Origin of the sequence: Buchananella sp. 14KM1171, assembly GCF_041380365.1 — a bacterium.
Taxonomy (GTDB): domain Bacteria; phylum Actinomycetota; class Actinomycetes; order Actinomycetales; family Actinomycetaceae; genus Buchananella; species Buchananella felis.
Genome location: NZ_CP159981.1, coordinates 1,324,501 through 1,349,227 on the forward strand (window position 1 = coordinate 1,324,501; position 24,727 = coordinate 1,349,227).

Annotated in this window: 18 protein-coding genes and 1 tRNA gene; 12 read left to right on the forward strand and 7 right to left on the reverse strand. The window is 69.2% G+C overall.

The window, feature by feature from the left end; genetic code table 11:
- Nucleotides 1-228 precede the first annotated feature (228 nt).
- Nucleotides 229-483 carry a hypothetical protein gene (locus ABYF38_RS05135; RefSeq protein WP_371151265.1) on the forward strand — a complete coding sequence of 85 codons (255 nt, stop codon included), beginning with the start codon at nt 229-231 and terminating at the stop codon, nt 481-483.
- Nucleotides 476-2,476 (forward strand): hypothetical protein, encoded by a 2,001-nt coding sequence (locus ABYF38_RS05140; RefSeq protein ID WP_371151267.1) that lies wholly within the window; start codon nt 476-478, stop codon nt 2,474-2,476. Before ABYF38_RS05135 ends, ABYF38_RS05140 begins: the two co-directional genes overlap by 8 nt.
- Here the strand turns inward: ABYF38_RS05140 and ABYF38_RS05145 are convergent.
- Nucleotides 2,442-2,831 carry a phage holin family protein gene (locus ABYF38_RS05145; RefSeq protein WP_371151269.1) on the reverse strand — a complete coding sequence of 130 codons (390 nt, stop codon included), beginning with the start codon at nt 2,829-2,831 and terminating at the stop codon, nt 2,442-2,444. The two genes, ABYF38_RS05140 and ABYF38_RS05145, sit on opposite strands and share 35 nt — an antisense overlap.
- A 56-nt stretch (nt 2,832-2,887) precedes the next feature.
- Between ABYF38_RS05145 and hisC the strand changes: the two genes are divergently transcribed.
- From hisC to ABYF38_RS05160, 3 genes are all read left to right on the forward strand, one after another.
- Nucleotides 2,888-4,066 (forward strand): histidinol-phosphate transaminase, encoded by a 1,179-nt coding sequence (gene hisC / locus ABYF38_RS05150; RefSeq protein WP_371151271.1) that lies wholly within the window; start codon nt 2,888-2,890, stop codon nt 4,064-4,066.
- A 581-nt stretch (nt 4,067-4,647) separates the two neighbouring features.
- On the forward strand, nt 4,648-5,427 hold the full coding sequence (locus ABYF38_RS05155) for a DEAD/DEAH box helicase family protein (RefSeq protein WP_371151273.1): 780 nt from the start codon (nt 4,648-4,650) through the stop codon (nt 5,425-5,427).
- The gene (locus ABYF38_RS05160) at nt 5,343-9,455 is read left to right on the forward strand and encodes a type ISP restriction/modification enzyme (RefSeq protein ID WP_371151275.1); all 4,113 of its coding nucleotides are present in this window, start codon (nt 5,343-5,345) and stop codon (nt 9,453-9,455) included. Before ABYF38_RS05155 ends, ABYF38_RS05160 begins: the two co-directional genes overlap by 85 nt.
- Nucleotides 9,456-9,614: 159 nt before the next feature.
- Here ABYF38_RS05160 and ABYF38_RS05165 read toward each other — a convergent pair whose 3' ends face one another.
- Nucleotides 9,615-10,616 carry an Abi family protein gene (locus ABYF38_RS05165; protein WP_371151277.1) on the reverse strand — a complete coding sequence of 334 codons (1,002 nt, stop codon included), beginning with the start codon at nt 10,614-10,616 and terminating at the stop codon, nt 9,615-9,617.
- A gap of 446 nt (nt 10,617-11,062) precedes the next feature.
- Nucleotides 11,063-11,872, reverse strand: coding sequence for a YwiC-like family protein (locus ABYF38_RS05170; RefSeq protein ID WP_371151279.1), 810 nt, complete (start codon nt 11,870-11,872; stop codon nt 11,063-11,065).
- Between the two features lie 611 nt (nt 11,873-12,483).
- Between ABYF38_RS05170 and ABYF38_RS05175 the strand changes: the two genes are divergently transcribed.
- The 5 genes from ABYF38_RS05175 (at nt 12,484) to ABYF38_RS05195 (ending at nt 19,666) form a co-directional block, all read left to right on the forward strand.
- On the forward strand, nt 12,484-13,596 hold the full coding sequence (locus ABYF38_RS05175; RefSeq protein ID WP_371151281.1) for a thiamine pyrophosphate-dependent enzyme: 1,113 nt from the start codon (nt 12,484-12,486) through the stop codon (nt 13,594-13,596).
- The gene (locus tag ABYF38_RS05180) at nt 13,593-14,594 is read left to right on the forward strand and encodes an alpha-ketoacid dehydrogenase subunit beta (RefSeq protein ID WP_371151283.1); all 1,002 of its coding nucleotides are present in this window, start codon (nt 13,593-13,595) and stop codon (nt 14,592-14,594) included. The genes ABYF38_RS05175 and ABYF38_RS05180 overlap by 4 nt, the downstream gene beginning before the upstream one ends.
- Nucleotides 14,595-14,596: 2 nt before the next feature.
- Complete coding sequence (locus ABYF38_RS05185) at nt 14,597-16,225, forward strand: dihydrolipoamide acetyltransferase family protein (RefSeq protein WP_371151285.1); 1,629 nt, start codon at nt 14,597-14,599, stop codon at nt 16,223-16,225.
- A gap of 166 nt (nt 16,226-16,391) precedes the next feature.
- Entirely contained in the window at nt 16,392-18,290 is a 1,899-nt protein-coding gene (locus ABYF38_RS05190) for an alpha/beta-hydrolase family protein (RefSeq protein WP_371151287.1), read from the forward strand.
- 233 nt (nt 18,291-18,523) lie between these two features.
- Nucleotides 18,524-19,666 carry an endonuclease/exonuclease/phosphatase family protein gene (locus tag ABYF38_RS05195; RefSeq protein WP_371151289.1) on the forward strand — a complete coding sequence of 381 codons (1,143 nt, stop codon included), beginning with the start codon at nt 18,524-18,526 and terminating at the stop codon, nt 19,664-19,666.
- 134 nt (nt 19,667-19,800) lie between these two features.
- Here ABYF38_RS05195 and ABYF38_RS05200 read toward each other — a convergent pair whose 3' ends face one another.
- Nucleotides 19,801-20,241: an RNA-binding S4 domain-containing protein gene (locus tag ABYF38_RS05200; RefSeq protein ID WP_371151291.1), complete on the reverse strand. Its 441-nt coding sequence runs from the start codon at nt 20,239-20,241 to the stop codon at nt 19,801-19,803.
- A gap of 55 nt (nt 20,242-20,296) precedes the next feature.
- Between ABYF38_RS05200 and ABYF38_RS05205 the strand changes: the two genes are divergently transcribed.
- Together ABYF38_RS05205 and ABYF38_RS05210 are read left to right on the forward strand one after the other, a co-directional pair.
- Nucleotides 20,297-20,593, forward strand: a complete 297-nt coding sequence (locus tag ABYF38_RS05205) for an ArsR/SmtB family transcription factor (RefSeq protein ID WP_371151293.1) — start codon at nt 20,297-20,299, stop codon at nt 20,591-20,593.
- A 106-nt stretch (nt 20,594-20,699) separates the two neighbouring features.
- Nucleotides 20,700-20,852, forward strand: a complete 153-nt coding sequence (locus ABYF38_RS05210; protein WP_371151295.1) for a hypothetical protein — start codon at nt 20,700-20,702, stop codon at nt 20,850-20,852.
- A gap of 354 nt (nt 20,853-21,206) precedes the next feature.
- On the opposite strand, the gene ABYF38_RS05215 is transcribed toward ABYF38_RS05210, so the two are convergent.
- The 3 genes from ABYF38_RS05215 to ABYF38_RS05225 all read right to left on the reverse strand — a co-directional run bounded on the left by ABYF38_RS05215 (nt 21,207) and on the right by ABYF38_RS05225 (nt 24,725).
- Nucleotides 21,207-21,283 (reverse strand) — tRNA-Pro (locus tag ABYF38_RS05215).
- 173 nt (nt 21,284-21,456) lie between these two features.
- Complete coding sequence (locus ABYF38_RS05220) at nt 21,457-22,482, reverse strand: metallophosphoesterase (RefSeq protein WP_371151297.1); 1,026 nt, start codon at nt 22,480-22,482, stop codon at nt 21,457-21,459.
- Complete coding sequence (locus ABYF38_RS05225; protein WP_371151299.1) at nt 22,482-24,725, reverse strand: transglycosylase domain-containing protein; 2,244 nt, start codon at nt 24,723-24,725, stop codon at nt 22,482-22,484. The genes ABYF38_RS05220 and ABYF38_RS05225 overlap by 1 nt, the downstream gene beginning before the upstream one ends.
- Nucleotides 24,726-24,727: the final 2 nt, after the last annotated feature.

Sequence of the window (24,727 nt, forward strand, 5' to 3'; positions counted from 1 at the left end):
GCCCGGCCGGTGCGAGGGCGAGGCCCCGCCCCGTCACGCACAAGCTCCGCAGCCTCGTGCCGCCCGGCCGGTGCGAGGGCGAGGCGGGAGGGTGCGGTGGCCTGTGCACAACCTGCCGGGCCCCCGGCGGCGGCGGAGCTGTGGACGAACGCGGCGGGCCCGTTTTGCGCACCCGGGATGGAGCCGGGTGGGCGGGCGCGGGCAGGCTCGAGACGAAGGGAGGCCCAAATGTCCACGTCATCTACCTGGCTGGTCTACCAGTGCCTGGAAGGAGCCCGGGCGGCGCTAGAGGCCGCCGCCCAGATGCCCCAGGAGCAGTGGAGCGGAGCCGGGCGCGGCATCTACGACGCCCGCGTCGAGGACCTGCGCGGCCTCCTGACCAGCGTGGAGGAAGCGATGGACCAGGCGGAGGCGGACATCGCCCAGTACAGGGTGGCGGTGGTCAGAGTCGGGCTAGCACTTGGCGGAGGAACAGATGGTTGAGGTGGATTGGGCGGCCGGCACCCCCGGGCCCTCCGGCGGGCACGGGCGCGCCGACGGGCAGGGCGACGACGGGGGCGGCGGGAGGAGCGTCGTACCCGCTGGGCAGGACGGCGCGGCCTGGTGGAGCGCGGCGGCGGCACAGTCGATGGGCCGGGTCATCCTGCACGGCGGGGGCAGCAGCGTGCTCGTCAGCGACCCGTTCGCGGTGCAGGAATGCGGGCGCCTGCTCTGTCAGGCGGCATCCGGCCTGCAGGACGCGGTGGCTGCGGTGGCCGGGGCGCGCCTGGAACTGGCCGGGCAGTCGGAGCTGGCGCTGACCGAGCTCTCCAGCGCGCTCGCGTCACTGGAGAGGGTGGGGTGGCAGGCGGCGTCGGCCAGCCAGGAAGCGGCCGACCTGGCGGGGGCCACCTACCGGTCAGCGGCGCTGCTGGCGGAGGTGGAGCGCAGCGCCACCAGCATCTTCACCCAGGTCCCGATCCACCTGCGCGCCCGAGGCAGATGGCAGGCCATGGCGCGCAGGAACCGCGCTCTCGGGGCGGGGCGGGGAACCTGGTACAAGGGCAGCGTCTCGCAGCCCGCCCTGCAGGCCGTCTCCGCCTTCACCGACACCGCAGTTTTCAGCGTCCTGCTGATCCCCCACCTGGTCAGGCGCCACAGCGTCAGCGGGCAGATTCGGCGGTGGCTGGAGCAGGTGGAGTACGAGCGGCACGGCGGCAGGCCGGGACTCTACCTGCGCGATCCGGCTGCCGGGGTGTTGGGAAGGGAGCGCGGCTTCTGGGAGATGCTGGACTCGGTGGGCACCGGCTCGCTGACCGCCGGCGTGCCGGCCTGGCTCTACGGCCTGCCGAACGCTGCGGTCGGATTGGAGCCCCACATGCGGGTGCTGCCCACCAGCCCGCAAGCGGAGGCAGGGCCGTTCTTCCCCCTCGTGCTCGCCGGAGGCGCATACACCATGGATCGCTCGCAGCCGTTTGGTGCCAAGCCCGGCGAAGCGCGCACCGTTGGCGGTCAGGTGGTCCTGGAGCTGCACCGCTCCGGCTATGGCTCGCGGCAGTCGGAGCTGGCCGGGAAGTTGGGGCAGGCTTGTGGTGAGGTTAGCGGGCCGGCAGGGCGGGCTTGCGGGCAGGCAGGGCAGGCCGGCGGTGGGGCCGGGGGCCGGGAGGGACGTCGGCCCAGCCTCATCACCGGCGTCGCACTGGACGGTTCTCAGGGGGCGGGCGGCGGCGGAGCGGCGCTTCCCACGCCCGGGCGCGGCCAGGAGGTGCAGCTGCCGCGCACCCTGCAGGAGCACGTGAAGATGTTGGAGGAGCTGCCGCGCCGCGAGGGTTCCATGCTGGTGGGGGTGCTAGAGAGCCGTCAAGGGGTGACCGTTTACATCAACGGCACCAACGCATACAGCCCGATCACCACCAGCCCCACCTCGATGGAATCCAACCTGGAACTGGCGGCGGGAATCCGTAGCGATTCGGAGCGCACCGTGATCGCGGCACTGGAGTACGCGGGCGTGCAGCCCGGCACGAATGTGACCCTGGTGGGCCACTCCCAGGGCGGGATCGTGGCGGCCGCGATCGCCAGCGACCCGCTGCTGCAGTCCAGGTACGGGGTGGACAACGTGATCACCTTCGCCTCCCCGCTCGGTTACAGCAAGGTGCCGCCGGAGGTCAGCGTGATCGCGGTGGAGAACGTGGACGACTTCGTGCCCGCCCTGGACGGGCGCGTGAACGCGAACCTGCCCAACGTGGTCACCGCGACAGTGGACACGCGGCACGTGGATCTCGGCTTCGTGCACTCCCTGCCGGAGATGGGTGAGGCAGCCAGGCTGGTGGACGCCTACCCGGACGCCGATCTGCAGCAGAGGATCGCGAGGGTGCACGGGGCGATGGTGGCAGGGCAGGGGCCGGCGGCCCCTGCCCTGACCGGGAGGCTGACCGTGCTGGAGGGCAGGCTGCTGCCGGCCCTCAGCGACGTGCCACCGAGGTGGCCGGACGAATGATGCCCTGCACCACTGCGGAGATGACCGCGATGATCAGCGCGGCCCCAACTGCGGGCCAGAAGCCGGAGATCGCCAGGTCGAAACGGCCGCTGGTGACCTTGGCGGTCAGGCCCAGCAGGGCGGCGTTGATCACCAACGCGAACAGGCCGAAGGTGAGGATGTAGAGCGGGAAGGACAGGAAGCGCAACGGCCCCTTCAAGATGGTGTGGAACAGGGTGAGTACGGCCGCAATCAGGCCGTAGGTGAGCAGCTGGTCGGTGGCCGAGGAATGCTGGGCCACGCTCACGCCGTCGATCAGGCGGTCTGCTAGCCACAGCCCGGCCGCGTTACCTACAACGCGAATCAGGAACTTCATGTCTCCCATCTTGGCCCCTCGAGTGCAATCTGTCGCCTCGGGCCTAGGGTGGAGGCATGCCCAACCTCGATGCTTCCGCCGTCCAGATCCGAGCCGCTATTCGCGCGCTGCCCGCGTACGTGCCCGGTGCGCGCGCCCAGGGGGCGGTCAAGCTGTCCAGCAACGAGAACCCGTTCCCGCCCAGCCCGGCGGTGGTCGCGGCTATCGCGGCGGCGGCTGGCGGCGTGAACCGCTACCCGGACATGGCGGCCCGGGAACTGGTGGAGGAGCTGGCGCAGCGCCTGGGGGTGGAGCCGGCCCAGATCGTCGCTGGTAACGGGTCCGTGGCCGTGCTGGCGCACGTGCTGGCTGCGGTGTGCGAGTCCGGCACCCCCAGCGACGTGGTGATGCCGTGGCGCTCGTTCGAGGCCTACCCGATCACGGTGGAGATCGCCGGCGGGCGCTGCGTGCAGGTGCCGCTGACCGCCGACCACCGCCACGACATCCATGCCCTGGCCGCCGCCGTGCGCCCCAGCACGAAGGCGCTTTTGGTCTGCTCGCCCAACAATCCGACCGGGTCCCTGGTAACCCGGGCGGAGCTGGAGTGGCTGCTGAGTAACGTGCCGAGCAGTGTGCTGGTGATCCTGGACGAGGCCTACCTGGAGTTCGCCCGCGCCGGTAGCGGTGGCGGCGTGGCTAGCGGCGCCGGTAGCTCCGAGGCGCAGGCCGTGGTGGCCGACGTTCCCGGCGGCCGCAGTGAGGGGGCGGCGGGCGGAACGTCGGCCCACGACGTCCATGACGGCATCTCGCTCATCGAGCGTTACCCGAACCTGGTGGTGCTGCGTACTTTCTCCAAGGCCTACGCCCTGGCCGGGGCGCGCGTGGGTTACGCGGTGGCTAGCTCGGAGGTGGCCGGCGCGATCCGCGCCACCTCCACGCCCTTCGGGGTGAACTCCCTGGCCGTGGCCGCCGCGCGCGCTGCCCTGGCGGAGGAGGAGCGCATGCGGGCGCAGGTGACCGAGCTCGTGGCGGAGCGCGAGCGGGTGGCCGCTGCCCTGGCCCGGGCCGGTTGGAGCGTGGCGGAGTCGCGCGCCAACTTCGTGTGGCTGAGCGCTGCGGAGCAGGACACGGCGGTGGTGCTGGAGCGCTGCCGGGCCGGAAACGTGCTGGTGCGTCCCTTCCCGGAGGGCGTGCGCATTTCCATCGGGACGCGGGCGGAGAACGACGCGCTCCTGGCGGCCCTGGGCCAGCGCTAAGCGGCGGCCCAAAGGGGCTCTTCACAGGTGGAGGCGGGAGCGGTGGCGGGTGCTGGCGCGTTGCCCCCGAGCTCACAAGCGTGCGGTCGGGGTACATGTGACCGCTTGGTGCCGTGGCACCGGTCGGTCGCACGTACCCCGTTGCAGCATTTGCGAGGCGGGGGTGAGTTGGTCGCGTGCGCGCACGCCTCTGGCCGGTGAGCAGTGGCGGGCCGGCGACGTTCCGAGCGGTTCCGGGGCGAGGGCGTGGGCGGTTGACCCGCCGGAATGTTTCAAATTCGTACGGCCTAGACCTTGTGCAGCCGACCTAGACCTTGCGTAGCGCTCTACGGTCTAGGTCGAGTGCATAAGGTCTAGGTCGAGCGGTTTAGTGCGGGGGCGGCTCCTCGTGGGACCGGGGGCGGCCCCGGCCCCGGCCGGCCACCCGGCCCCGGCCGGCCACCCGGCCCCGGCCGACCATCCGGCCCCGGCCGGCCACCCGGCCCCGGCCGACCATCCGGCCCCGGCCGACCCGAATCGGGCCAAACCCACATCCAATGGCCAGCGCTGATCCCGGTAGCGCCTAGCTAGACTCGTGCGGCGTGAGCACTTCGACGGCGAATCCCGTAACCCTTGAGCACCTGCTTGACCGCTTCTACTTTGGTTCTCAGTCCCAGCGGGAAAAGGGCGACAAGTTCGAGCGCCTGGTGCGGGCCTTCTTGATGAACGAGCCGGAGTGGATCCAGCGCTTTTCTGAGGTTTGGCTGTGGAGCGACTGGCCTGGCCGCGCAGCCCGCCCGGATACGGGCATCGACCTGGTGGCGGTGGAGCGGGCCACGGGCGAGCTGTGCGCCATCCAGTGCAAGTTCTATTCTCCCGATCACGTGCTCTCCAAGCCGGACCTGGACTCCTTCCTGGCGGCGTCCTCCACGACGCAGTTCGCTTCTCGCCTGATCGTTTCCACCACCGACAAGTGGAACCGCAACGCCGAACAGGTGGTGCAAAACCAAAACCCGCCTGTGGGCCGTATCGGGCTGAGCGACCTGTCCAATTCCCGTATCGACTGGTCCCAGTTCAGCTTCGACACCCCGGAGGTCATGGAGCTGGAGGGGGCCAAGGAGCTGCGCCCGCACCAGCGCGCGGCGATCGAGGACGTGCTGCGTGGTTTCGAATCCGCCGATCGCGGCAAGCTGATCATGGCGTGCGGGACCGGAAAGACCTTCACCTCGCTCAAGCTCGCTGAGCAGTTAATTGGAGCGGGGGGGGGCGCGTCCTCTTCCTTGTTCCCTCTATCGCGTTGCTCTCCCAGACTATGCGGGAGTGGTGCTCGCAAGCTAGCGTCCCGATCCGTTCTTTTGCCGTCTGCTCAGATTCCAAGGTAGGCCGTGGCAGGGGCAAGCAGGACGAGGACATCTCTGTTGTAGACCTGGCCCAACCGCCCACCACGGATCCTGCCGCTTTGGCGCGAGGGTTGGCGGCAGCGTCGGACACTGAGGGCGAACTGACCGTAGTTTTTGCCACCTACCAGTCGATCGACGTGGTCAGTCAGGCGCAGAAGATCGATCTGGGGGGCGCGGGCAATGGGCAGCGCTTTGACCTGATCGTCTGCGACGAGGCCCACCGCACCACCGGCGCCACTCTGGTGGGGGCGCAGGAGTCTGCGTTCGTGCGGGTGCACGACGATTCTTTCTTGCGTGCCCGCAAGCGCCTCTACATGACCGCCACTCCGCGCATTTACGACGAGGCTTCTAAGGCGCGGGCGGGTCAGTCGCAGGCGGTGCTGGCTTCGATGGACGACGTTGCCGTCTACGGCGAGGAGTTCCACCGGCTTGGTTTCGGTAAGGCCGTGGAGGCCGACCTGCTTTCTGATTACCGCGTGATCGTGTTGACGGTGGACGAGGGCCAGGTTTCTAGGACCATGCAAGATTCGCTGTCCAGGCACGGGGAGCTGGACCTGCCGGATCTGGGCAGGATCATCGGCTGCTGGAATGGTTTGGCTAAGCGGGATCCCTCTGGGGGCTTTGGTGCGGACATCGTGCCGATGCGCCGGGCGGTGGCCTTTGCCCGCGACATCAAGACCTCGCAGTACTTTTCGCACGTGTTTGAGGACGTCGTTTCCGATTACGTGGATGCGGCGCGTCACGGTGGGGCGCCGATTGAGAACGCGCTGCCGGTGGAGGTGCGCCACGTTGACGGCTCTATGAACATTCTGGCCCGCAACCACGAGCTGGAGTGGTTGAAGGGCGGGGATGAGGAAGCCTCCTGCCGGGTGCTCTCTAACGCCCGGTGTTTGTCTGAGGGCGTGGACGTGCCCGCGCTGGATGCGGTGATTTTCCTTAATCCCCGCAAGAGCCAGGTGGACATTGTGCAGTCGGTGGGCCGCGTGATGCGCAAGGCGGCGGGCAAGAAGTACGGCTACATCATCCTGCCGGTGGCCGTGCCGAGTGGCATGAAGCCGGAGGAGGTGTTGAAGGACAACGAGCGCTTCCGCGTGGTGTGGGAGGTGTTGCAGGCGTTGCGCGCCCACGATGAGCGCTTTGACGCGTTGGTGAACAAGATTGACCTGAACAAGCAGCGCCCGGCGCAGGTCAAGGTGATCGCCGTGGGGCCCTTGGGTGGGGGCGGGGAACCTGGCGTGGACGCGCCGGGCAGTGAGCAGGTGGTGGAGCTGCCGCTGGGCCAGTTGGAGGACTGGCGCAGCTCCATCTATGCGCGTCTGGTGGAGAAGGTGGGCAGCCGCCGCTACTGGGAGAACTGGGCCAAGGACATCGCGGACATTGCTCAGCGTCACCGCACTCGCCTGGAGGCGTTGGTGGAGAACCCGGAGGTGGCGGGCGAGTTTGAGACGTTTGTGGAGGGACTGCGGGCGAATCTGAATGACTCGATCACCCCGCAGGCGGCGCTGGAGATGCTTAGCCAGCACATGATTTCCAAGCCGGTGTTCGACGCCCTGTTTGAGGGGCACGATTTTGCGGCCACCAACCCCGTGGCGGCGGTGATGCAGCGGATGCTGGACCTCCTGGAGGGGAGCAACCTGGAGGCGGAGACGCAGGACCTGGACGAGTTCTACGCCTCGGTTCGACTGCGCTGTGCGGGGATCGACAACGCCGAGGGCAAGCAGCGCGTGATCGCGGAGCTGTATGAGAAGTTCTTCAAGCTGGCGTTCAAGAAGACCGCGGACGCCTTGGGCATCGTCTACACCCCGATTGAGGTGGTGGACTTCATCAACCGCAGCGTGGACGCGCTGCTACGGCGCCACTTTGGGCGTGGGATCAGCGAGGAGTCTGTGCACGTGCTGGATCCCTTTACGGGTACGGGCACGTTCATTTCGCGTTTGTTGCAGTCTGGGTTGATCCGGCCGGAGGATCTGCTGCGCAAGTATGCCCGCGAGCTGCACGCCAACGAGATCATGCTGCTGGCCTACTACATTGCGGCCGCCAATATTGAGGTGACAATGGCCGACGTTGCCGCCGACGCCTCCCTTGAAACGCCCGGTGCGTTCCCCGGCATCTTGTTGACTGACACCTTCCAGATGCACGAGGCGGGGGACACGCTGGACCAGGGCGTTTTCGAGTCCAACCACGAGCGGGCCGAGGCGCAAAAGGCCTTGGATATCAGGTGCATCATCGGCAACCCGCCGTACTCGGTGGGGCAGGGCAGCGCGAATGACAACAACGCCAACCTGAAGTACCCGACTCTGGATGGTCGCATTGAGGCCACCTACGCGGCACGGTCTGTGGCCACCAACAAGAACTCTTTGTACGACTCCTATATTCGGGCCATTCGCTGGGCCAGCGACCGGATCGGGGACGCGGGCGTGATCGGTTTTGTGACCAACGGCGGGTTCATCGAGGCTAGCTCGCATGCAGGCGTGCGCCTGTGCCTGGGCGAGGAGTTCAGCGACGTCTACATCTACAACCTGCGGGGTAACCAGCGCACGGCCGGTGAGCTTTCCAAGCGGGAGGGCGGCAAGATTTTTGGGGCGGGGAGCCGCAACACGGTGGTCGTCTCCCTGCTGGTGAAGAACCCCGCCCACGCCGGCCCGTCTAGGGTGCACTATCTAGACATCGGGGACTACCTGAGCCGGGAGGAGAAGCTGGCCAGGGTGGCTCGGGCGAACCTGGAGGAGCTGGAGTGGACCCGGGTGGTTCCCAGCGCGGAGGGGGACTGGCTGGGCCAGCGCGACCCGCTCTTCTCTACCTGGCAGGGCATGGGCGGCAAGGACGACCCGGAGGGCATATTCCGTTCCAGGAGTCGTGGTTTGGCTACCGCGCGCGATGCGTGGGTTTACGGCTTTTCCCGGGCTGGGCTGGAGGAGCGCGGCAAGGCAATGGTGGCCTACTACAACGAGTGCGCCGCCGCCGGGCAGCTCCCGCAGGTGCTGGACCCGACGATGTTCTCCTGGAACCGCGCCGACAAGGCCAACGTGCGACGCAAGAACCTGTATACGTTTGACGCTGGGCGAGTTTTCCAGGCCGCCTACCGACCGTTCACGCGTAGTCACGTGGTGTTTGACCGCTCGTTGAACGACATGGTCTATGGTCTGCCCGGGATATTCCCCACGCCGAGGCACGGGAATCTTGGGTTCTACCAGGTTGGGAATGGTTCAGCGGTGCCCTTCTCAACTCTCGCCACTGCAGACATCCCTGACTTGCACGTCACTGGAGCGGGCTCAGGCGGCCAGTTCTTCCCGCGCTGGACGTGGGTGCCTACGGAGAAGGTGGACACCTACGGTCAGGGTGCTTTTGAGCTGGGGGACAAGGAGTCCGTGGTGTTGGAGCGCTACCGGCGCGTCGACAACATCACCGACGCCACGCTGGCTGCCTACCGCAACCAGTACGGCAGCGAGGTCACCAAGCACCAGATCTTCGCCTACGTCTACGGCATCCTGCACAGCCCCGAGTACCGTTCTCGCTTCGCGGTGGACCTCAAGCGCTCCCTCCCGCGCATCCCGCGCGTGCCCGGGCTCGAGCGGTTCTTGGCCTTCGCACAGGCCGGGCAGAGGCTGCTAGATATTCACGCGGGCTACGAGAACGTCGTCCCTCACCCCCTGCAAATCGAAGGCGATGCCGCGCAGGGTGACCCATACCAGTGGTTCGCGGTTACCAAGATGCGCTACGGGGCTAAGGGCAAGGACAAGTCCGTGATCGAGTACTCGCCGAGCATCACGGTGGCCGGGATCCCGCTGGAGGCGCACGACTACATGCTGGGGGCGCGCTCGGCGCTGGACTGGATCGTGGACCGCTACCAGATCAAGACGGACAAGGCCTCCGGGATCGTGTCTGACCCGAACGACTGGGCGCGGGAGGTCGGCAACCCGCGCTACATCCTGGACCTGATCGGCAAGGTGACGGCGGTGAGCCTGGAAACGAACCGGCTCACGGCGGCCCTCCCGCCCCTGGGGGTGTAGATTGCACGCGCAGTGTGACGTGTAGGTCGTTGAAAGAATTTCGACAGACAAATAGGTGTATGGATAGCTTAACTGGCGAGGATCTGCAGAATTCTAGGAGCTGGTGATCATTGAGTCGTGAAGGGAAAGTGCAGTAGATCCCCTTTCTGTAAGATCGGGCTATATTGATTCCATGTCCCAGTCGTTTTGGATGCCTAGGCTCTCTGGGTTCACCAGCGGATTTGTTATAAATGCGTTGTTGAGAAGGTCTACCACTTTGTTGGGCCAGGTTGTGCCAGGAGATATGTGTCGCAATAGGTGTGCCATAACTGCCAGTGCTCCGAAAACCTGCTCGCTTTGTCCGCTTGGGAGGTAGGTGAAGTGTCCGGTGCTAATTAGGGCTGGAGTAGGGGCGGGTACAAAAGATTTGTTCCATAATCGTCCGTGATGTGCGCATGTATTGCGAATCACTGAAAGTTGCTCGAACCAGCTGGTCAACGGGTGTTTCTTTTTGGCTTGTCGGGATTGGTTCTTTATAAGTTGGGATAGGTCAATTTTAATGCCGAGAGCTTCAGATACAGTGAATTGATCCGCCAATTTCAAGCCTTGGAAGAGTCGGGAAGCGTCAGAGAAGTCCATCGTTTCGGCGGCAACCCATAGGGGGAACTGCGACCCATAGTGAGACCTGTAGTGTTGGATGGCACGGTTTCGCCGTTCGGCGCGAGCTATCCTACGGTTGATGGTAGCAAGCCAATCGGCATGTTTGAATGTCGGCCGGAAGGACTCTGGATTTGTGTAGGATAAGGCATCTCGGTCGCCGGGTAGGCACACGACGTTGATTAGTTGTGTGCGAAGTGCAACTTCTATTCGTTCAACTCCGTCATGTATGAGTGTGCGGAGTTTTCGATCTGCTTCGTAAAGGAGGGCAACGTCCTCGAAGCGAGTTTTAGGGCGGAAGTAGTCAAGTCTTTTTCCGTCGGGATCAGTTTGTCGGGCGGGATACCAGTAGGCGCTCAAGCGGTAATAGCTGACGCTGTTTAGCCATTGGGTGGCGAAAGCATCGTTAATCTGCATTCCCCGTGCGCGAAGCGTAGCAATTTGTTCGTCGACGGTGGCGGCATGCTTTAGCTGACGAATTGGCATGGCGAGCTCTCTTGCGTCTTGCATAAAGATCCAGCCCACACTCAATGCACTAAGTGCGATGAGGCGGGCTGAACTGTTGTTGTGAGTGTATCGCCCGCCTGCCTCCGCGTCAAGAAAAAGTGGTGACGGGCACGGGTTTTGGCGTGTGCCGTTCATCGTGGTAATGGCGAGCTGTGGGCAACCCGCGCTACATCCTGGACCTGATCGGCAAGGTGACGGCGGTGAGCCTGGAAACGAACCGGCTCACGGCGACCCTCCCGCCCCTGGGGGTGTAGACCTGCAGGACCGGCCGAATGTTTCAAATTCGTACGGCCTAGACCTTGTGCAGCCGACCTAGACCTTGCGTAGCGCTCTACGGTCTAGGTCGAGTGCATAAGGTCTAGGTCGAGCGGTTTAGTGCGGGGGCGGCTCCCTGGCGGGACGTCTGCGCGGCGCCCTGGCAGGACCCTGTGCGGCTCCCCTATGAGGCGTAGTCGCCCCGAGTCTTAGCCCAGCAGCAGGGGGACGACGCTGCCTCCCACCGCCACGCTGATCGCAATCTCCGGAATACCGATCTGCTTGGGCGTGAAGCGACGCCCGGCGTGCTGCGCGCGCACCATCGCCCACGTCCGCACCGTCAGGCCACACCAAAGGGCGGCCTGGAGCCAGAAGACCCAGGAGGGAACGTCGGCCAACCAGGCGGGGATAGCGGCGGCCGCAACCACGCACGCGACGGCGAAGGCAGCGTGCCAGGCCGTGGTGGCCCACCAGTAGACCAGCGAAGCGCGCTCGCGGATCAGGGCCTTCACGTGCAACACAGTGCCCAGGAAGTAGGCGGTCACCAAGGTGGTGCCGGCCCAGCCCACCTGGCTCATCGCCAGCCCAGGGGTGCCGACCGGCGCGCTGGCCGACAGTGCGGCCGTGCCCAGGCTGGTAGCGATGGGCAGCGTGAGTCCGGCAGCCAAAACCGTGGAGACGCCGGAGAGCAGCGAGCGCTCGTTGCGGCGCAAGACCTCGATCACCGCCACCGCGATCAGCGGAGCGAGCACCAGGCCCCACCACAGCAGCGCCGGCGCGGAGGCGATGCTGGCGACCGCCCCGACACCAGTGACCGCCCCGTAGACCGCCAGCGGCGCTCGGTACTCCGCCTTGCGCGGGCCGCGCACCTTCACCCACTTCGCCCACGCCTGGTAGGTGAAGTACCCGCTCCACCAGGCCAGCAGCAGAGGGGTGTGGCGCCAGTTCGCCCCCGAGGTGAACACGCCCAGCAGCGGCGGCAGCGCCAGCATGGCCCACGCGCCGTGCTGGTCCGGCACCCAGGCCTTGCGCCGCGATCCGCGCTTGGGTCGGCGCGGGGCGGGCTTCTGCGCGCCCGGGGTGGTGGGCTTTCGGGTGCCCGGGGTGGTACGTGGGCCGGCGCTGCGGGACTGGGGGCTGCGTGATTGGGGTGCGGGGCGACGGTCCCCGGCGTGGTGGGAGGTGCCGGTCTCGACGTCGGCGGTCTCAGCGTGCGGGGTTCGCGGGCCGGGAGAGGCCGGTGATGCAGGGACGGGCTTCGCGGGGCTCGGGCACATGGCGCCAACTATAAGTTAGGCATACCTTGGTAGGGGAGCTGCTGCTGGGTGGGGGCCCGCTGCGCCTCGCCGAAACTTGTCATTGCGCGTTGAGACTTGTCATTAGCGGCCCCGCTATGGACAAGTCTCGCGAGGTTTGGACAAGTTTCGGCGCGGGGAGGGGGCGGGGCACCGGGCGCCCCACGCCACGCCTCGCCGCCGCGCCGCTCGCGCCCGCCCCCGCCCCGCGCTTGTAGGTTTCCTCCACAAGCCACCGCGCAGCTTGTCACCCGAAGCCACTCATAACCTACGCCTGCGTAAGTTACGGTGGCGTAGGAAACGGTTTCCCCCTGCAATGCGGCGGAAAGGCAAGCATGGTCAACGTCCCCACCACGGTGCGTCTGCTGGATCAGCACGGTCGGCTCTCCACCCACGAGACTTACAGCCCCTTCCTGGAGGACCTCACAGACGAGCGCCTGCTGCACATGTATCGGGCGATGGTGCGCGCGCGGCACTTCGACACGGCCGCCACGAACCTGCAGCGTCACGGCGAGATGGCCCTGTGGGTGCCGCTGCGCGGCCAGGAGGGCGTGCAGGCGGGCGTGGCGCAGGCCCTGCAGGCGGAGGACGTCCTGATTCCCTCCTACCGCGATCACCTGTTGCTGTTGGAGCGCGGCATCACCCCGGCCCAGGTGCTGACCCTGTTCCGCGGCGCCGGGCACGGCGGCTGGGACCCGACCGAGTCCAACACCCACCTGCCGGTGCTGGTGATTGGCGCGCAGGCGCAGCACGCGGCGGGCCGGGCCTGGGCGCTGGCCCGGGACGCCGCCCCGGAGCCGCCGGGCCGTGCGGCCCTGGTGTGCTTTGGCGATGGCGCCACCTCGCAGGGTGACGTTAACGAGGCGATGGTGTTCGCCGCCTCCACGCAGGCCCCGCTGGTGTTCCTGTGCCAGAACAACGGCTGGGCGATCTCGGTGCCGACGGCGGTGCAGGCGCGGGTGCCGATCGCTGCGCGCGCCCCGGGTTTCGGGATCCCCTCGGTGCGGGTGGACGGCAACGACCCGCTGGCCTCCTACGCCGTGGCCCGCGAGGCGCTGCGGCGGGGCCGCACGGGCGGGGGCCCGTCCTTCATTGAGGCGGTCACCTACCGGATGGGCGCGCACACCACCTCGGATGACCCCACCCGCTATCGCACGGCTCCGGAGGAGCAGGAGTGGGCCGCCAAGTGCCCGATCGCCCGGATGGCGACCTTCCTGCGCGCTCGCGGCGTTTTGGACGACGCTGCCGTGGACGCCATTGACGAGGAGGGCAAGGACCTGGCCGCCGCCGCCCGCGCGGCGATCCACGTGATCGACCCGGGCCCGGCGCACCAGCCTTTCCGCAACGTCACGGCGTTGCCGCACCCGCTGGTGGAGGCGGAGCGCGAGTGGTTTGAGAACTTCGAGGCCTCCTTCCTGGAGGAGAGCGGCAAGGAGGGGCACCGATGAGCGAGCTGAGGAAGCTCACGATGGTGGGCGCGATCAACGCGGCCCTGGCCGCGGCCCTGGAGAGCGACCCGAAGTCGCTGATCATGGGGGAGGACGTGGGCCAGCTGGGTGGCGTCTTCCGGGTCACCGACGGCCTGGCGGCGCGCTTCGGGACGGACCGGGTGGTGGATACTCCGCTGGCGGAGGCCGGCATCGTGGGCAGCGCGATCGGCCTGGCGCTGGGCGGCTACCGCCCGGTGGTGGAGATCCAGTTTGACGGCTTTGTTTTCCCGGCGTTCAACCAGATCACCACGCAGTTGGCGAAGCTGCACCAGCGCCTGGGTGGCGCGCAGCAGGTGCCGGTGACGATCCGCATCCCCTTCGGTGGCGGGATCGGCGCGGTGGAGCACCACAGCGAGTCGCCGGAGGTGTACTTCATGCACACCCCGGGCCTGCGGGTGGTGACTCCGGCCAGCGTGCAGGACGCCTTCACCATGACCTACTTGGCGATCGCCTCCCCGGACCCGGTGATCGTGTTCGAGCCGAAGGCCCGCTACTGGGACAAGGCGGAGATTGACGTGAGCCTGCCGGATACGAGCGAGGCTGGCCTGCTGGAGTTGCACAAGGCGCGCGTGGTGCGCCCTGGCACTGACGTGACGGTGGTGGCCTATGGCCCGACGGTCCGCACGGCGTTGTCTGCCGCCCAGGTGTTGGCGGAGGAGGGCAAGGAGGTGGAGGTGATCGACCTGCGTTCGCTCTCTCCGCTGGACTTGCCGACGGTGGTGGCCTCTGCCCGCAAGACGGGCCGCGTGGTGGTGGTTCACGAGGCCTCCACGTTCTGCGGCCCGGGCGCTGAGATCGCGGCGGCGGTGAGTGAGGCGGCTTTCGAGTACTTGTACGCCCCGGTGGCGCGCGTGGGTGGTTTCCACACGCCCTACCCCCCGGCCATGTTGGAGCAGCGGTGGCTGCCGAACCTGGACCGCGTTTTGGAAGCGATCGACCGGACCCTAGCGAGGTAATCATGCAGATCTTCAAGTTGCCGGACGTTGGCGAGGGCCTGCAGGAGGCAGACCTGGTGACCTGGCTGGTCTCCGAGGGGGACCTGATCGAGATCGACCAGCCGCTGTGCGAGATCGAGACGGCCAAGTCGCTGGTGGAGCTGCCGAGCCCGTACGCCGGCCGCGTGGCCGCCCTGTTGGCGGCGCCCGGCGAGACGATCCTGGTTGGCACCGAGATCGTGCGCATCGAGTCCGGCGCCGCCGCCAGCTCGCCCCCCGTTTCTCCCGCCGTTTTGGCCGACGACGCCTCCCCGGCCTCCCCCTGCGAGCGGCCGGCTACCGAGGCGGCCGCTGCGGGGGCGGGCCTGCCCGCTTGCGATAGCGCGCAGCTGTCTGCGGCCAAGGCGGCCGCCGCGCAGGGCGGCGAGATCCGGGAGCAGGGCGGCGGGGCGTCGTCCAGTCAGGCGCCCCAGCAGGGCTCGGGTTGCGTCCTGGTGGGCTACGGCACGTCGGCCACGCAGGCGCGGCGCCGGGCCCGCCGGCCGGTGTCGGGCGAGCGGGTGGCGGCCGGGCCGGGCGTGGACGTCACGGAGGAGTTGCCCTCGCGGCCCCTGGCGGCCCCGCCGGTGCGGCGCCTGGCGCGAGACCTGGGGATCGACCTGGCGGAGGTGCCGGCCTCCTCTGCGGACGGCGTGGTGCGCCGCGCAGACGTGCTGGCCTACGCCAGCGAGCACGACTTCAAGCAGGCCGCCCTGGCCAGCGCCGCCGCCGCGTCGAGCCCGGCAGCGGGGGAGCTGAGCGAGCTGGCGCAGCGCGACGCTATCTACGGGGCGGCCGCGATCGGCGCGCCCGGTAGCGCGGCCACCCCGGGCCTGTCGCTGGCCCACGACGTGAAGGTGGATGGCGGCCTGGACGCCTCCTGGCTCACCGGCGGCGTCACCGCCCCGGACGGGCGCTCCACGCGAGTGCCGGCCTCCTCGGTGCGCCGCGCCACCGCCGCGGCGATGGTGGAGAGCGCGTTCACGGCCCCGCACGTGACGGTCATGCACACGGTGGACGTCACGCGCACGATGGAGCTGGTGGCCAAGCTGAAGCAGGACCGCGAGTTCGCCGGCATCAAGGTCACCCCGCTGCTGGTGGTGATGAAGGCGCTGCTGATCGCCATCCGCCGCCACCCGGAGATCAACGCGACCTGGGATGACCAGTCGCGCGAGATCGTCTACCACCACCACGTGGGCCTGGGCATCGCGGCCTCCACCCCGCGCGGCCTGATCGTGCCCAACATCAAGGACGCCGAGCGCAAGAGCCTGGCCCAGCTGGGCCGCGAGCTCATGGCGCTCACCGCGGCGGCGCGCGAGGGCAAGACCCCGTTGGCCGACCTGCGCGGCGGCACGGTCACCGTGACCAACTTCGGCGTCTTTGGCATCGACACGGGCACGCCCATCCTGAACCCGGGCGAGGCCGCGATCCTGGGCTTGGGGGCCATCACTCAGCGCCCCTGGGTGGTGGACGGCGAGCTGGCCGTGCGCTGGGTGACCCAGCTGGCCCTCTCCTTCGACCACCGCCTGGTGGACGGCGAGCTGGGCTCGCGGGTGCTGGCCGACGTCGCGCGCGTCATGGAGGACCCGGCCCGGGCCCTGGTCTGGGGCTAGGCCCAAGCCGGGGCGCCGGCGCGCTCGCGGCCGGCAGTCGGTATCCCGATCCGGTCCAAGGCTGGGGGGCGGGCCGCCGAGACGGCGGCCCGCCCCGCGTAGCCAGGCGGCCCGCGCAGCCTTGAGCGCCGCCCGCGCCGCGCCCCACCTGGCTACGCTGGGAGACATGTCCAAACGGTCAGGTCACCACGAAAACCAGCCCGGGCGGGGAAGGGGCGCCGGGAGGGCAGCGTCGTCCAGCCAAGGCCCGCTGCGGGAGGCGGGCCGCCGCCTGCGCGGGTGGGGCAAGGGGGCGTGGCGCGGCTACGAGCGCCTCTACGCCCGCCTGTGCGCCGCCCAGAAGCGGGTGCGCGCGGGGCGGGTGGCACGGCACCTGACTCCGTCCTCGACCACCGGCATGGTGCTGGCCGCGCTGGGCTTCCTGGCCTCCTTCACGCCCTCGCTCATGCCGCGCGCGTGGGACAGCCAGGGCCTGGTCACCGGCATCGCGGTGGTGCTGCTCTACGGCGTGGGTAAGGTGATCGGCCTGGTGGCCGGCAGGATCGCGGCGCTGGTCAGGCTGCGGGTGAGCGTCGCGCCCTGGGTGGGCAAGGTGGGCTGGCCGCTGCTCGCGGCGGGCGCGGTGGTGTTCGCCGCCGGTTCCCTGCTCAGCTCCTACAGCGCCGGCCTGGTGACCGCCCAGTTGGTGGAGATGCCGCCGTGGAGCCCGGGGCAGTTCGCGGGCGCGATCATTTTTGCCGCCGCCATCGCCTACGCGGTGGGCGTGGTGCTGCACTTCGCGGGCGAGTGCTGGAAGTGGCTGCGCCGGGAGATCGGGCGTCGGATCAAGTTCCCCGTCCTGGACTCGCTGGCCGCCGTCGCGGTGGTGCTGGCCCTGGTGTTCGTGTTCAACGGCGTGGTGCTGCGCGGCCTGATGGAGCGCGGCTACGAGCTCTTCCGGGCCGCCGATGCCGGCACCGACCCCGGCTTCACCGCCCCCTTCTCCCCGCTGCGTTCCGGCTCGCCAGCGTCCCTAGAAAGCTGGGAGTCCCTGGGGCGAAAGGGACGCGTATTCGTGGCGATGGGCCCGGACGGTGACCAGATAGCCGCCGTGACCGGCAGGCCCGCCCAGGACCCCATCCGGGTTTACGCCGCCGCCTCGCGTGAGCGGTCGATCGAGCAGGCCGTGCAGGGGGTGCTGGCAAAGCTGGACCGCACCGGTGCCTGGGAGCGCGGCTCCATCCTGCTGCTCAACCCGGCCGGCTCCGGCTGGGTGGACGAGTACGCGGTGGGCGCCGTGGAATACCTGACCGGGGGAGACGTTGCCTCCGCCGCCGTCCAATACTCCGTGCTGCCCAGCTTCGCCGCCGTGCTGCTGGACCGCTCCGCCCCGGTGGAGGCGGCCCGCGCCCTGCTCGATGCCGTGAGCGGGCGCCTGGAGGCGATGCCCCCCGAGCGGCGGCCCCGCCTGTTGCTGACCGGCTCTTCCCTGGGGGCCTACGGCGCCCTGGGGGCCTTTGCCGACATGCAGGACATGCTGGAGCGGGTGGACGTGGCGGTGTGGACCGGGGTGCCCGGCTTCACCCCGCTGCACCGGGAGATCACGGCCGTGCGCCACCCCGGCAGCCCGCAGATCGTGCCGGTGGTAGGCAACGGCGAGCACGTGCGCTTCATGACCGGTGAGGCCAACCTGGACGCCGACCTCTACGGGCGCCCCTACGGGGTCTGGCAGCTGCCGCGCGTGGCGTTCCTGCAGCATTCCTCGGACGCGGTGGTGTTCTGGGACCCGCGCCTGGCCGTGGAGGAGCCCGACTGGCTGCGCGAGCACGCCGGCCCCGACGTCAACCCGCAGATGGGGTGGCACTGGCTGGTCACCTTCTGGCAGGTCAGCGTGGACATGGTGCTCTCCGGCAGTTCGCCTGCGGGGCACGGCCACTTCTACCGGCACAAGCAGGTGCGGGTCTGGCAGGAGGTGCTGGCCCCGAGCCGGGCCGTGGAGCCGTGGGGGAGCCGGCACTCCCCGGCGGTGCTGGACGCCATCGAGGCCGCGCTCAGCCAGGAGATCCAGGCGCGCGCCGGCTACTAGCCGCAACTAACGTTCACTAAACGATTCGCGTGGCGAAGCTCCCTGTGGATAGGCGGCGTCTTTCGTGGGGAAGCGCGGGAGCTGCTGGCAAACTGAATAGCTCAGGGCAGTGTGCCTAGGCAGTCAAAGATGAGTGAGGCCCCATGAAGGTGTGGAGGGCAGGCGCGGCTTTAGCTATCGCGGTGGGAGGGGCCCTGGTGGGGCTCGTAACCTGGGTGATTCCGTTAGCGGGGGTGAGGGCCTGGGTGACCTCCCTGCCGCTGGCCGCTCATTCCGTCTCCTTCCCCCACGTGTGGGTGGTGGGCGGAATCCTGCTGGTCCTGGCCAGCGCCGTGGCCGCTCTGGTCGCGGAGTTCGGCGGCCGCAAGGGCGCGCGGGCCCATGACGGTGGGCCGACCGAGCTTGCGGGCCGGGCCGAGCAGGGGCGCCGCCGCCGGGACAAGGCCGCAAGGAAGCGGCAGGAGAGCGCAAAGACCCGGCGCATCCGGGCCCGCCTGGCCGTCGTGGCGGCATTGTTCTGGGCGGTGGCCGCAGTCAGCCCGCTGGCTGGCCTGGCCCCGATGGAGGCCCGGGCGGTGGCCTCGGGGCACGTCACCGAGGGGTGGCGCACCCTGAACGTGCTCGAGTGGAACGTCGGCTCCAGGGTTGGCCCCGGCGAGATCGCCGACCTCCTGTACGAGCGCGTGGTGGACGTGGCCGTGCTGCCGGAGCAGGTGGCCGGGCGGCTGGACCTGGCCAGCTACACGACCTTCGAGTCCGCCAGCACGGGCTCCATCGCCCCCGTCACCGTGGCCGTGCGCAGCGGGCTGGGCACCTACCGCGCGGTGGAGCACGCGGGGCAGGAGGCGACCTTTGGCAGCCTGCTGCTGGAGCCCGCCCCCGGCACCGGCGGGGAGCGCTGGCTGCCGCGCATCCTGGCGGTGCACGCGGCGCCGCCGCTGCCCGGCCTCCTGACGGAGTGGGCTGAGGACCAGGAGCGCATCCTGGCGCTGGCGGGCCGCTACGCCCCCACGCAGGCCGACCCGCGCCCGCTGCTGGTGGTCGGCGACTTCAACGCGGCCCGCTGGCACGGCGCGCAGGCCCACCTGGATGGTTTCGCCGACGTGCTCGAGTGGGTGGACCCGATGCGGCGGGGCACCTGGCCCGCCCGCGTGCCCGGCCTGACCTCGCTGGAGGGGATCTGGCGCACCCCCATCGACCACATCCTGGTGCCGGCCAGTGCGCGCGAGCACACGGCGGCCTCCGGGGCGGGGCAGGAAGCCCAGGGCGTCGAGCCGGGCGCGGTGCGCGTGGGGCACGTGGAGGTGATGCGCCGGCAGAGCAGCGACCACCTGGCCGTGTACGCCATGCTGCAGATCCGCGAGCTGGGGCGGTAGTTCTCCCGGGCTGCCCCGGCGGTGGGGCCCGGCCGGCTGTCGGGCGCGGGCCGGCTGTCGGGCGCGGGCCGGGCTCAGGTTGCGGCCGGCGGTCGGGCGCGGGCCGGGCTCAGGTTGCGGTCGGCGGTGAGGGTCTAGTCGCCGCTCAGGTCGAGGTCGAGGCCGGTTGCGGGGCCCAGGGACTGGGCGCGCAGCGCGTCCAGTTGGCGGCGCTCGCGCTTGGTGGGCCGCCCGGCGCCGCGCTGGCGCTGGAAGACGGGCGCGGCCAGGTGCAGGGGGCGGGGCGGGGTGAGGTCCTGGTAGCAGGTGGCCGCCAGTGGTGCTCCGACGCGCCGGGTGATCACCCGCTGGACGGTCAGGACGCGGTCGAATCCGCTCACCCGCAGGCGCACCTCGTCCCCGCGACGCACGGGCTGGGAGGCCTTGGCGGTGACGCCGTTGATGCGCACGTGCCCGGCGCGGGCCGCAGCGGTGGCCACGGAGCGGGACTTGCAGGCGCGCACGGCGAAGAGCCAGACGTCCACGCGCGCCTCGGCGGCCTCGGCGAGCGCGGGAGGGGTGGCTGGAGTTGGCATGGGCGCATACTAGCGGCGCAGTGGGGGACAATGTGAGTGTCGGAAAGGGGGAGGGATGCAGGCCTACGACCAGGCAGTGGTGGAGCGCGCGGCCAGCGCTTTCAAGGCGCTCGGTAACCCCTCCCGCCTGGGTTTGTTGCTGCATCTGCAGGATCACGAGTGCACCGTGAGCCACCTGGTGGAGCTTTCTGGCCTGTCCCAGCCGTTGGTTTCGCAGCACCTGCGTTCCCTGCGGGCGGCTGGTTTGGTGGACGTGCGCCGCGCCGGCAAGGAGGCGCACTACCGAGTGGTTGACCAGCACGTGATGCACGTGGTGTCCGACGCTGTGGCCCACGCCGCCGAGTCCGCTTAGCCCGTCTCATTCCCGGCCTGGTGAGAACGAGAGTCAATACATCGACATATTGCAATGTAGTTATATGTGTGGCATGCTGAGCGCACTCGACCGAAAGGAAGTCACCATGTGCGACCACGCATCCGCTGAGCACACCACCGAAGAGCACACCCACGGCGAGGCCTGTGGTCACGAGGCCGTGGCCCACGGCGACCACGTGGACTACCTGCACGACGGTCACAAGCACGCTCTGCACGGCGACCACTACGACGAGCACTGATCGCGTAGACACTCAAAGCGGGAGGCTAGACGCCTCCCGCTTTGGCTTTGCGGGGCCCGGGGTGGTCTGGGGCGGGCTGGTTCGGCATGCCCGGGCGCGGGGGTGTGCGCAAATGCTGCATCGGGGTACATGCGACCGCTTGGTGCCGTGGCACCGGTCGGTCGCATGTACCCCGGCCGTACGCTTGTACGCTCGGTGCCACCAGGGCGCCACCGCCGGGGCCCGGTCCACGTTGCTCCGGCGCCTGCCCCGCGCCGGGTTTGCGCCACCCCGGCCGTTTCGGTGTAGTCCCTGGCCCCTCCGGGGGAAAAGCGAAGTCCCGGGGCATCGTTTCCGATGCCCCGGGACTTCATCTGGTCGGGGTGACAGGATTTGAACCTGCGGCCTCTTCGTCCCGAACGAAGCGCGCTACCAAGCTGCGCCACACCCCGGTGGAACTCGCTAAGCATACCTGGAACCTAGGCAATCCGCGAAATCCGCGCGGGCGAGAGCTTCGCCACGCTTCTCCCACCGGCCGCCGACCGCCGGTGAAATGGGTGGGCGCCCTCGGGCCTGCGGCCGGGAAGGCAGTCGCCACCGCGCGCGGTCGTCCCGCGCGGGCGCGTCAGGTGAGCGTCAGCAGGGTGGCGCCGGGGGCGCAGGCGAAGCGCACCGGCGTGTGGGGCGCGGTTCCGATTCCGGCGTCCACGTGCAGCCACGCGCCCGGCCGCCTGGTGGAACGATCCCCCGTGCCCGTGCCCGTGCCCGTGCCCGTGCCCGTGCCCGTGCCCGTGCCCGTGCCGCCCTCGTCGGCACCCATCGCGCCGTCGCTGGGAGCGGCGGGCGCCTGCCACCAGGACAGGCCGGAGGCGGCCGCGCGCGGCAGGTCGCAGTTGGTCACCAAGGCGCCGTAGCCCGGCACGCACAGCTGCCCCCCATGCGTGTGCCCGGACAGCACCAACTCAGCCCCCGCGTCAACCAGGGCCTCCAGGGCGCGCGAATAGGGGGCGTGCACCACTCCAAGGCGCAAGGCGGCAGCGTCGTCCACGAAAGTGCCAGTGGGGGCGGGCGGCAGGCAATCCAGGCCGATGTGGGGGTCATCCAGGCCCACCACGGACACCTCCAGGCCACCGGCGCGCACGGCGCCGCGGCCGTTATTGGCGTCAAACCAGCCGGCCCGTACGAACGCCTCGCGCAGAGCCTGGGTGGGCAAGAGCGGGCGGTCGGCCTCGATCTGCCCCTCGAGCTCCTGCCAGCCCAGCGCCTTGCGCACGTACTGCCACGGGGACTTAGGCACGGGGGCGTAGTAGTCGTTCGAGCCGAAGACGAACAGGCCGGGCAGGCCCAGCAGCGGCTCGTAGGCCTCCAAGAGCGCGGGCAGCGCGGCGGGGCTGGAGAGGTTGTCGCCGGTGGAGACCACCAGGTCCGGCGCCAACCCGGCCAGGGAACGCACGAACTCCACCCGGCGGCGGTCGCCGGGCAGCAGGTGAACGTCGGTCACGTGCAGCAGCCGCAGGCCGCGCGCCTCCGCGCGGGGAGCGGGCACGGTCAGCTCGCGCACCCGGTACCGCCTGGCCTCCCAGAAGGAGTAGGCGAGCGCCCCGCCACCAAGCAGGGCGGCGCCGGCCAGGGCGCCGCGCCAGGCGGCCACTAGCTCTCGTCCTCGCGCTCGTCGGCCTCACCGTCGCTGGGGGAGGAGGGCGCCGGGGCGGGGCGGACGCCGGACTCGGTGCCGGTGGGAGCCACCGCGCCCTGGGAGCCGCGCGGACTCGGCGAGGGAGACGGGGAGGGGGTGGGCCTGGGCGGCTCACCCAGGTAGCCGAAGGTGAACTCGTCGTAGGGCTTGTTGGCCAGGGCGTCGGCCATGAAATCGCGCCACGCGGGGGCAGCCACGGTCGAACCGTACAGGTAGCTGTAGTAGGTGCCGTTGATGGTCACGTCCCAGCCGGGCACCTGCGCCTCGGAGTGCCCCACCCAGGTGGAGGCGGCGATCCCCGGGGAGTAGCCCACGAACCAGGTGTCCACGTTGTTGTCGGTGGTGCCGGTCTTGCCGGCCGTCTGGCGGCCCGAGATGTTGACCACGCCCGCGTAGGACGGGGAGTTGACGGACTTGAAGAGCGCGGTGGTGACCTGGTCGGCCACCTTGGCCTCTAGCACCTGGTGGCAGTTGGCGCCGGGCGCCTCCAGCTCCTTACCGTCGCGGTCCACGATCTTCAAAATCGCGACCGGAGAGCAGTAGGTGCCGTGCGCGGCGAAGGTGGCGTAGGCGTTGGCCATGGACAGCGGCGTCTGCACGGTGGCGCCGATGATCTCGGAGGGGTTGGAGTCGATCTGGCCGCCGGACGGGGAGTGCAGGCCCACGTCGTTGGCCAGCTTCAGCACGTTGCACAGGTCCATCTGGCTGGCCATGTCCACAAACGAGTTGTTGATCGAGTCGGCCAGGGAGGCCATCACGGTGCCGTTGGTGCGCTTGCCCTCCACCTCGCTCACCGTCCAGGAGCCGAAGTAGATGCCCTCGCCGCAGTGGCCGGCGAAATCGGAGTCGGTGTAGGTGGTGGAGCGGCGCCCCACCTGGGTCCAGACGCTCTTGCCCTGGCGCAGCCACTCCGCCAGGGTGAACACCTTCATGGTGGAGCCGGGCTGGAAGCCCTGCCCGCCGCCGTGGGCCTTGTCCACGTTGTAGGAGACCTCGGTGACGTACATGTTGCCGTCCTCGTTGCCAAAGCGCGTGTTCTGCGCCAGCGCGAGGATCTTGCCGGTGCCGGGCTCGATGGCGGAGATGGCGATCTTGTGGCCCGAGCCGTCGCCCTGCGGGATGGTGGCGTTCACGGTCCGCACGGCGGCGTCGTGGGTGGGGCGGTCCAGGGTGGTGGTGATGGTCAGGCCGCCGCGCTTGAGCAGGGCGTCGCGTTCGGCCTGGGTGGCGCCGTAGGCGGGGTTGGACAGGATCTCCGCCTCCACGTACTGGCAGAAGTAGGCGGCGCTGCCGGCGGAGGAGCAGCCGGAGGACAGCGGCGTGATGTTGAGGTAGGAGTCCACCGGCATGGCCTGGACCTCGTCGTACTGCTCCTGGCTGATCACGTCGTCCCGCAGCAGGGCGTCCAGCACGGCGGTGCGGCGGGTGGCCGCTCCCTCCGGGTTGATGGTGGGGTCCCAGTTGTTCGGGGACTGCGGGATGCCGGCCAGCAGCGATGCCTCGGCGAGGTTGAGGTCCTTGGCGGACTTGGAGAAGTAGTACTGGGAGGCGGCCTCGATGCCGTAGACGGAGCGGCCGAACTGGGCGATGTTGAGGTAGCCCTGCAGGATCTCGTCCTTGGACATGCGGCGCTCCAGCGCCAGGGCCAGCTTGGCTTCGCGGATCTTGCGGGCCAGGGTTTGGCCGGTGGCGGCGGCCTGGGCCACGGGGTCGTTGGCGGCGATGCCGGCCTCCACCATGTAGTTCTTCACGAACTGCTGGGTGAGGGTGGAGGCGCCCTGCGTCTCCCCGCCGGCGCTGTTGGAGATGAGCGCGCGCACCAGGCCCTGCGGGTCGATGCCGGAGTGGGAGTAGAAGCGGCGGTCCTCTAGGGAGACGATCGCCTTTTGCATGATGACGGAGATTTCCGCCAGGGGGACCACGCGCCGGTTTTGGTAGAAGAACTTGGCCAGTACAAAGCCGTCTGCGGCCAGGAGGGTGGAGGGCTCTGACAGCGGCGGCATGGCCAGGTCCTCGGGGAGCTCCTCGAACATGTCGGTGCCCGCGTGGGTGATGGCGCCGATCGCCCCGGTGGCGGGGACCATCATGGCGCCGAGCACTAGGCCACCACTCACGCTCGCCACGGCGAAGGCCAACAGCGCAACTAAGGCGGTGAGCGGCTTGATGCGTCGGCGTGAATGCGGCTTGGCGTTAGGCATGG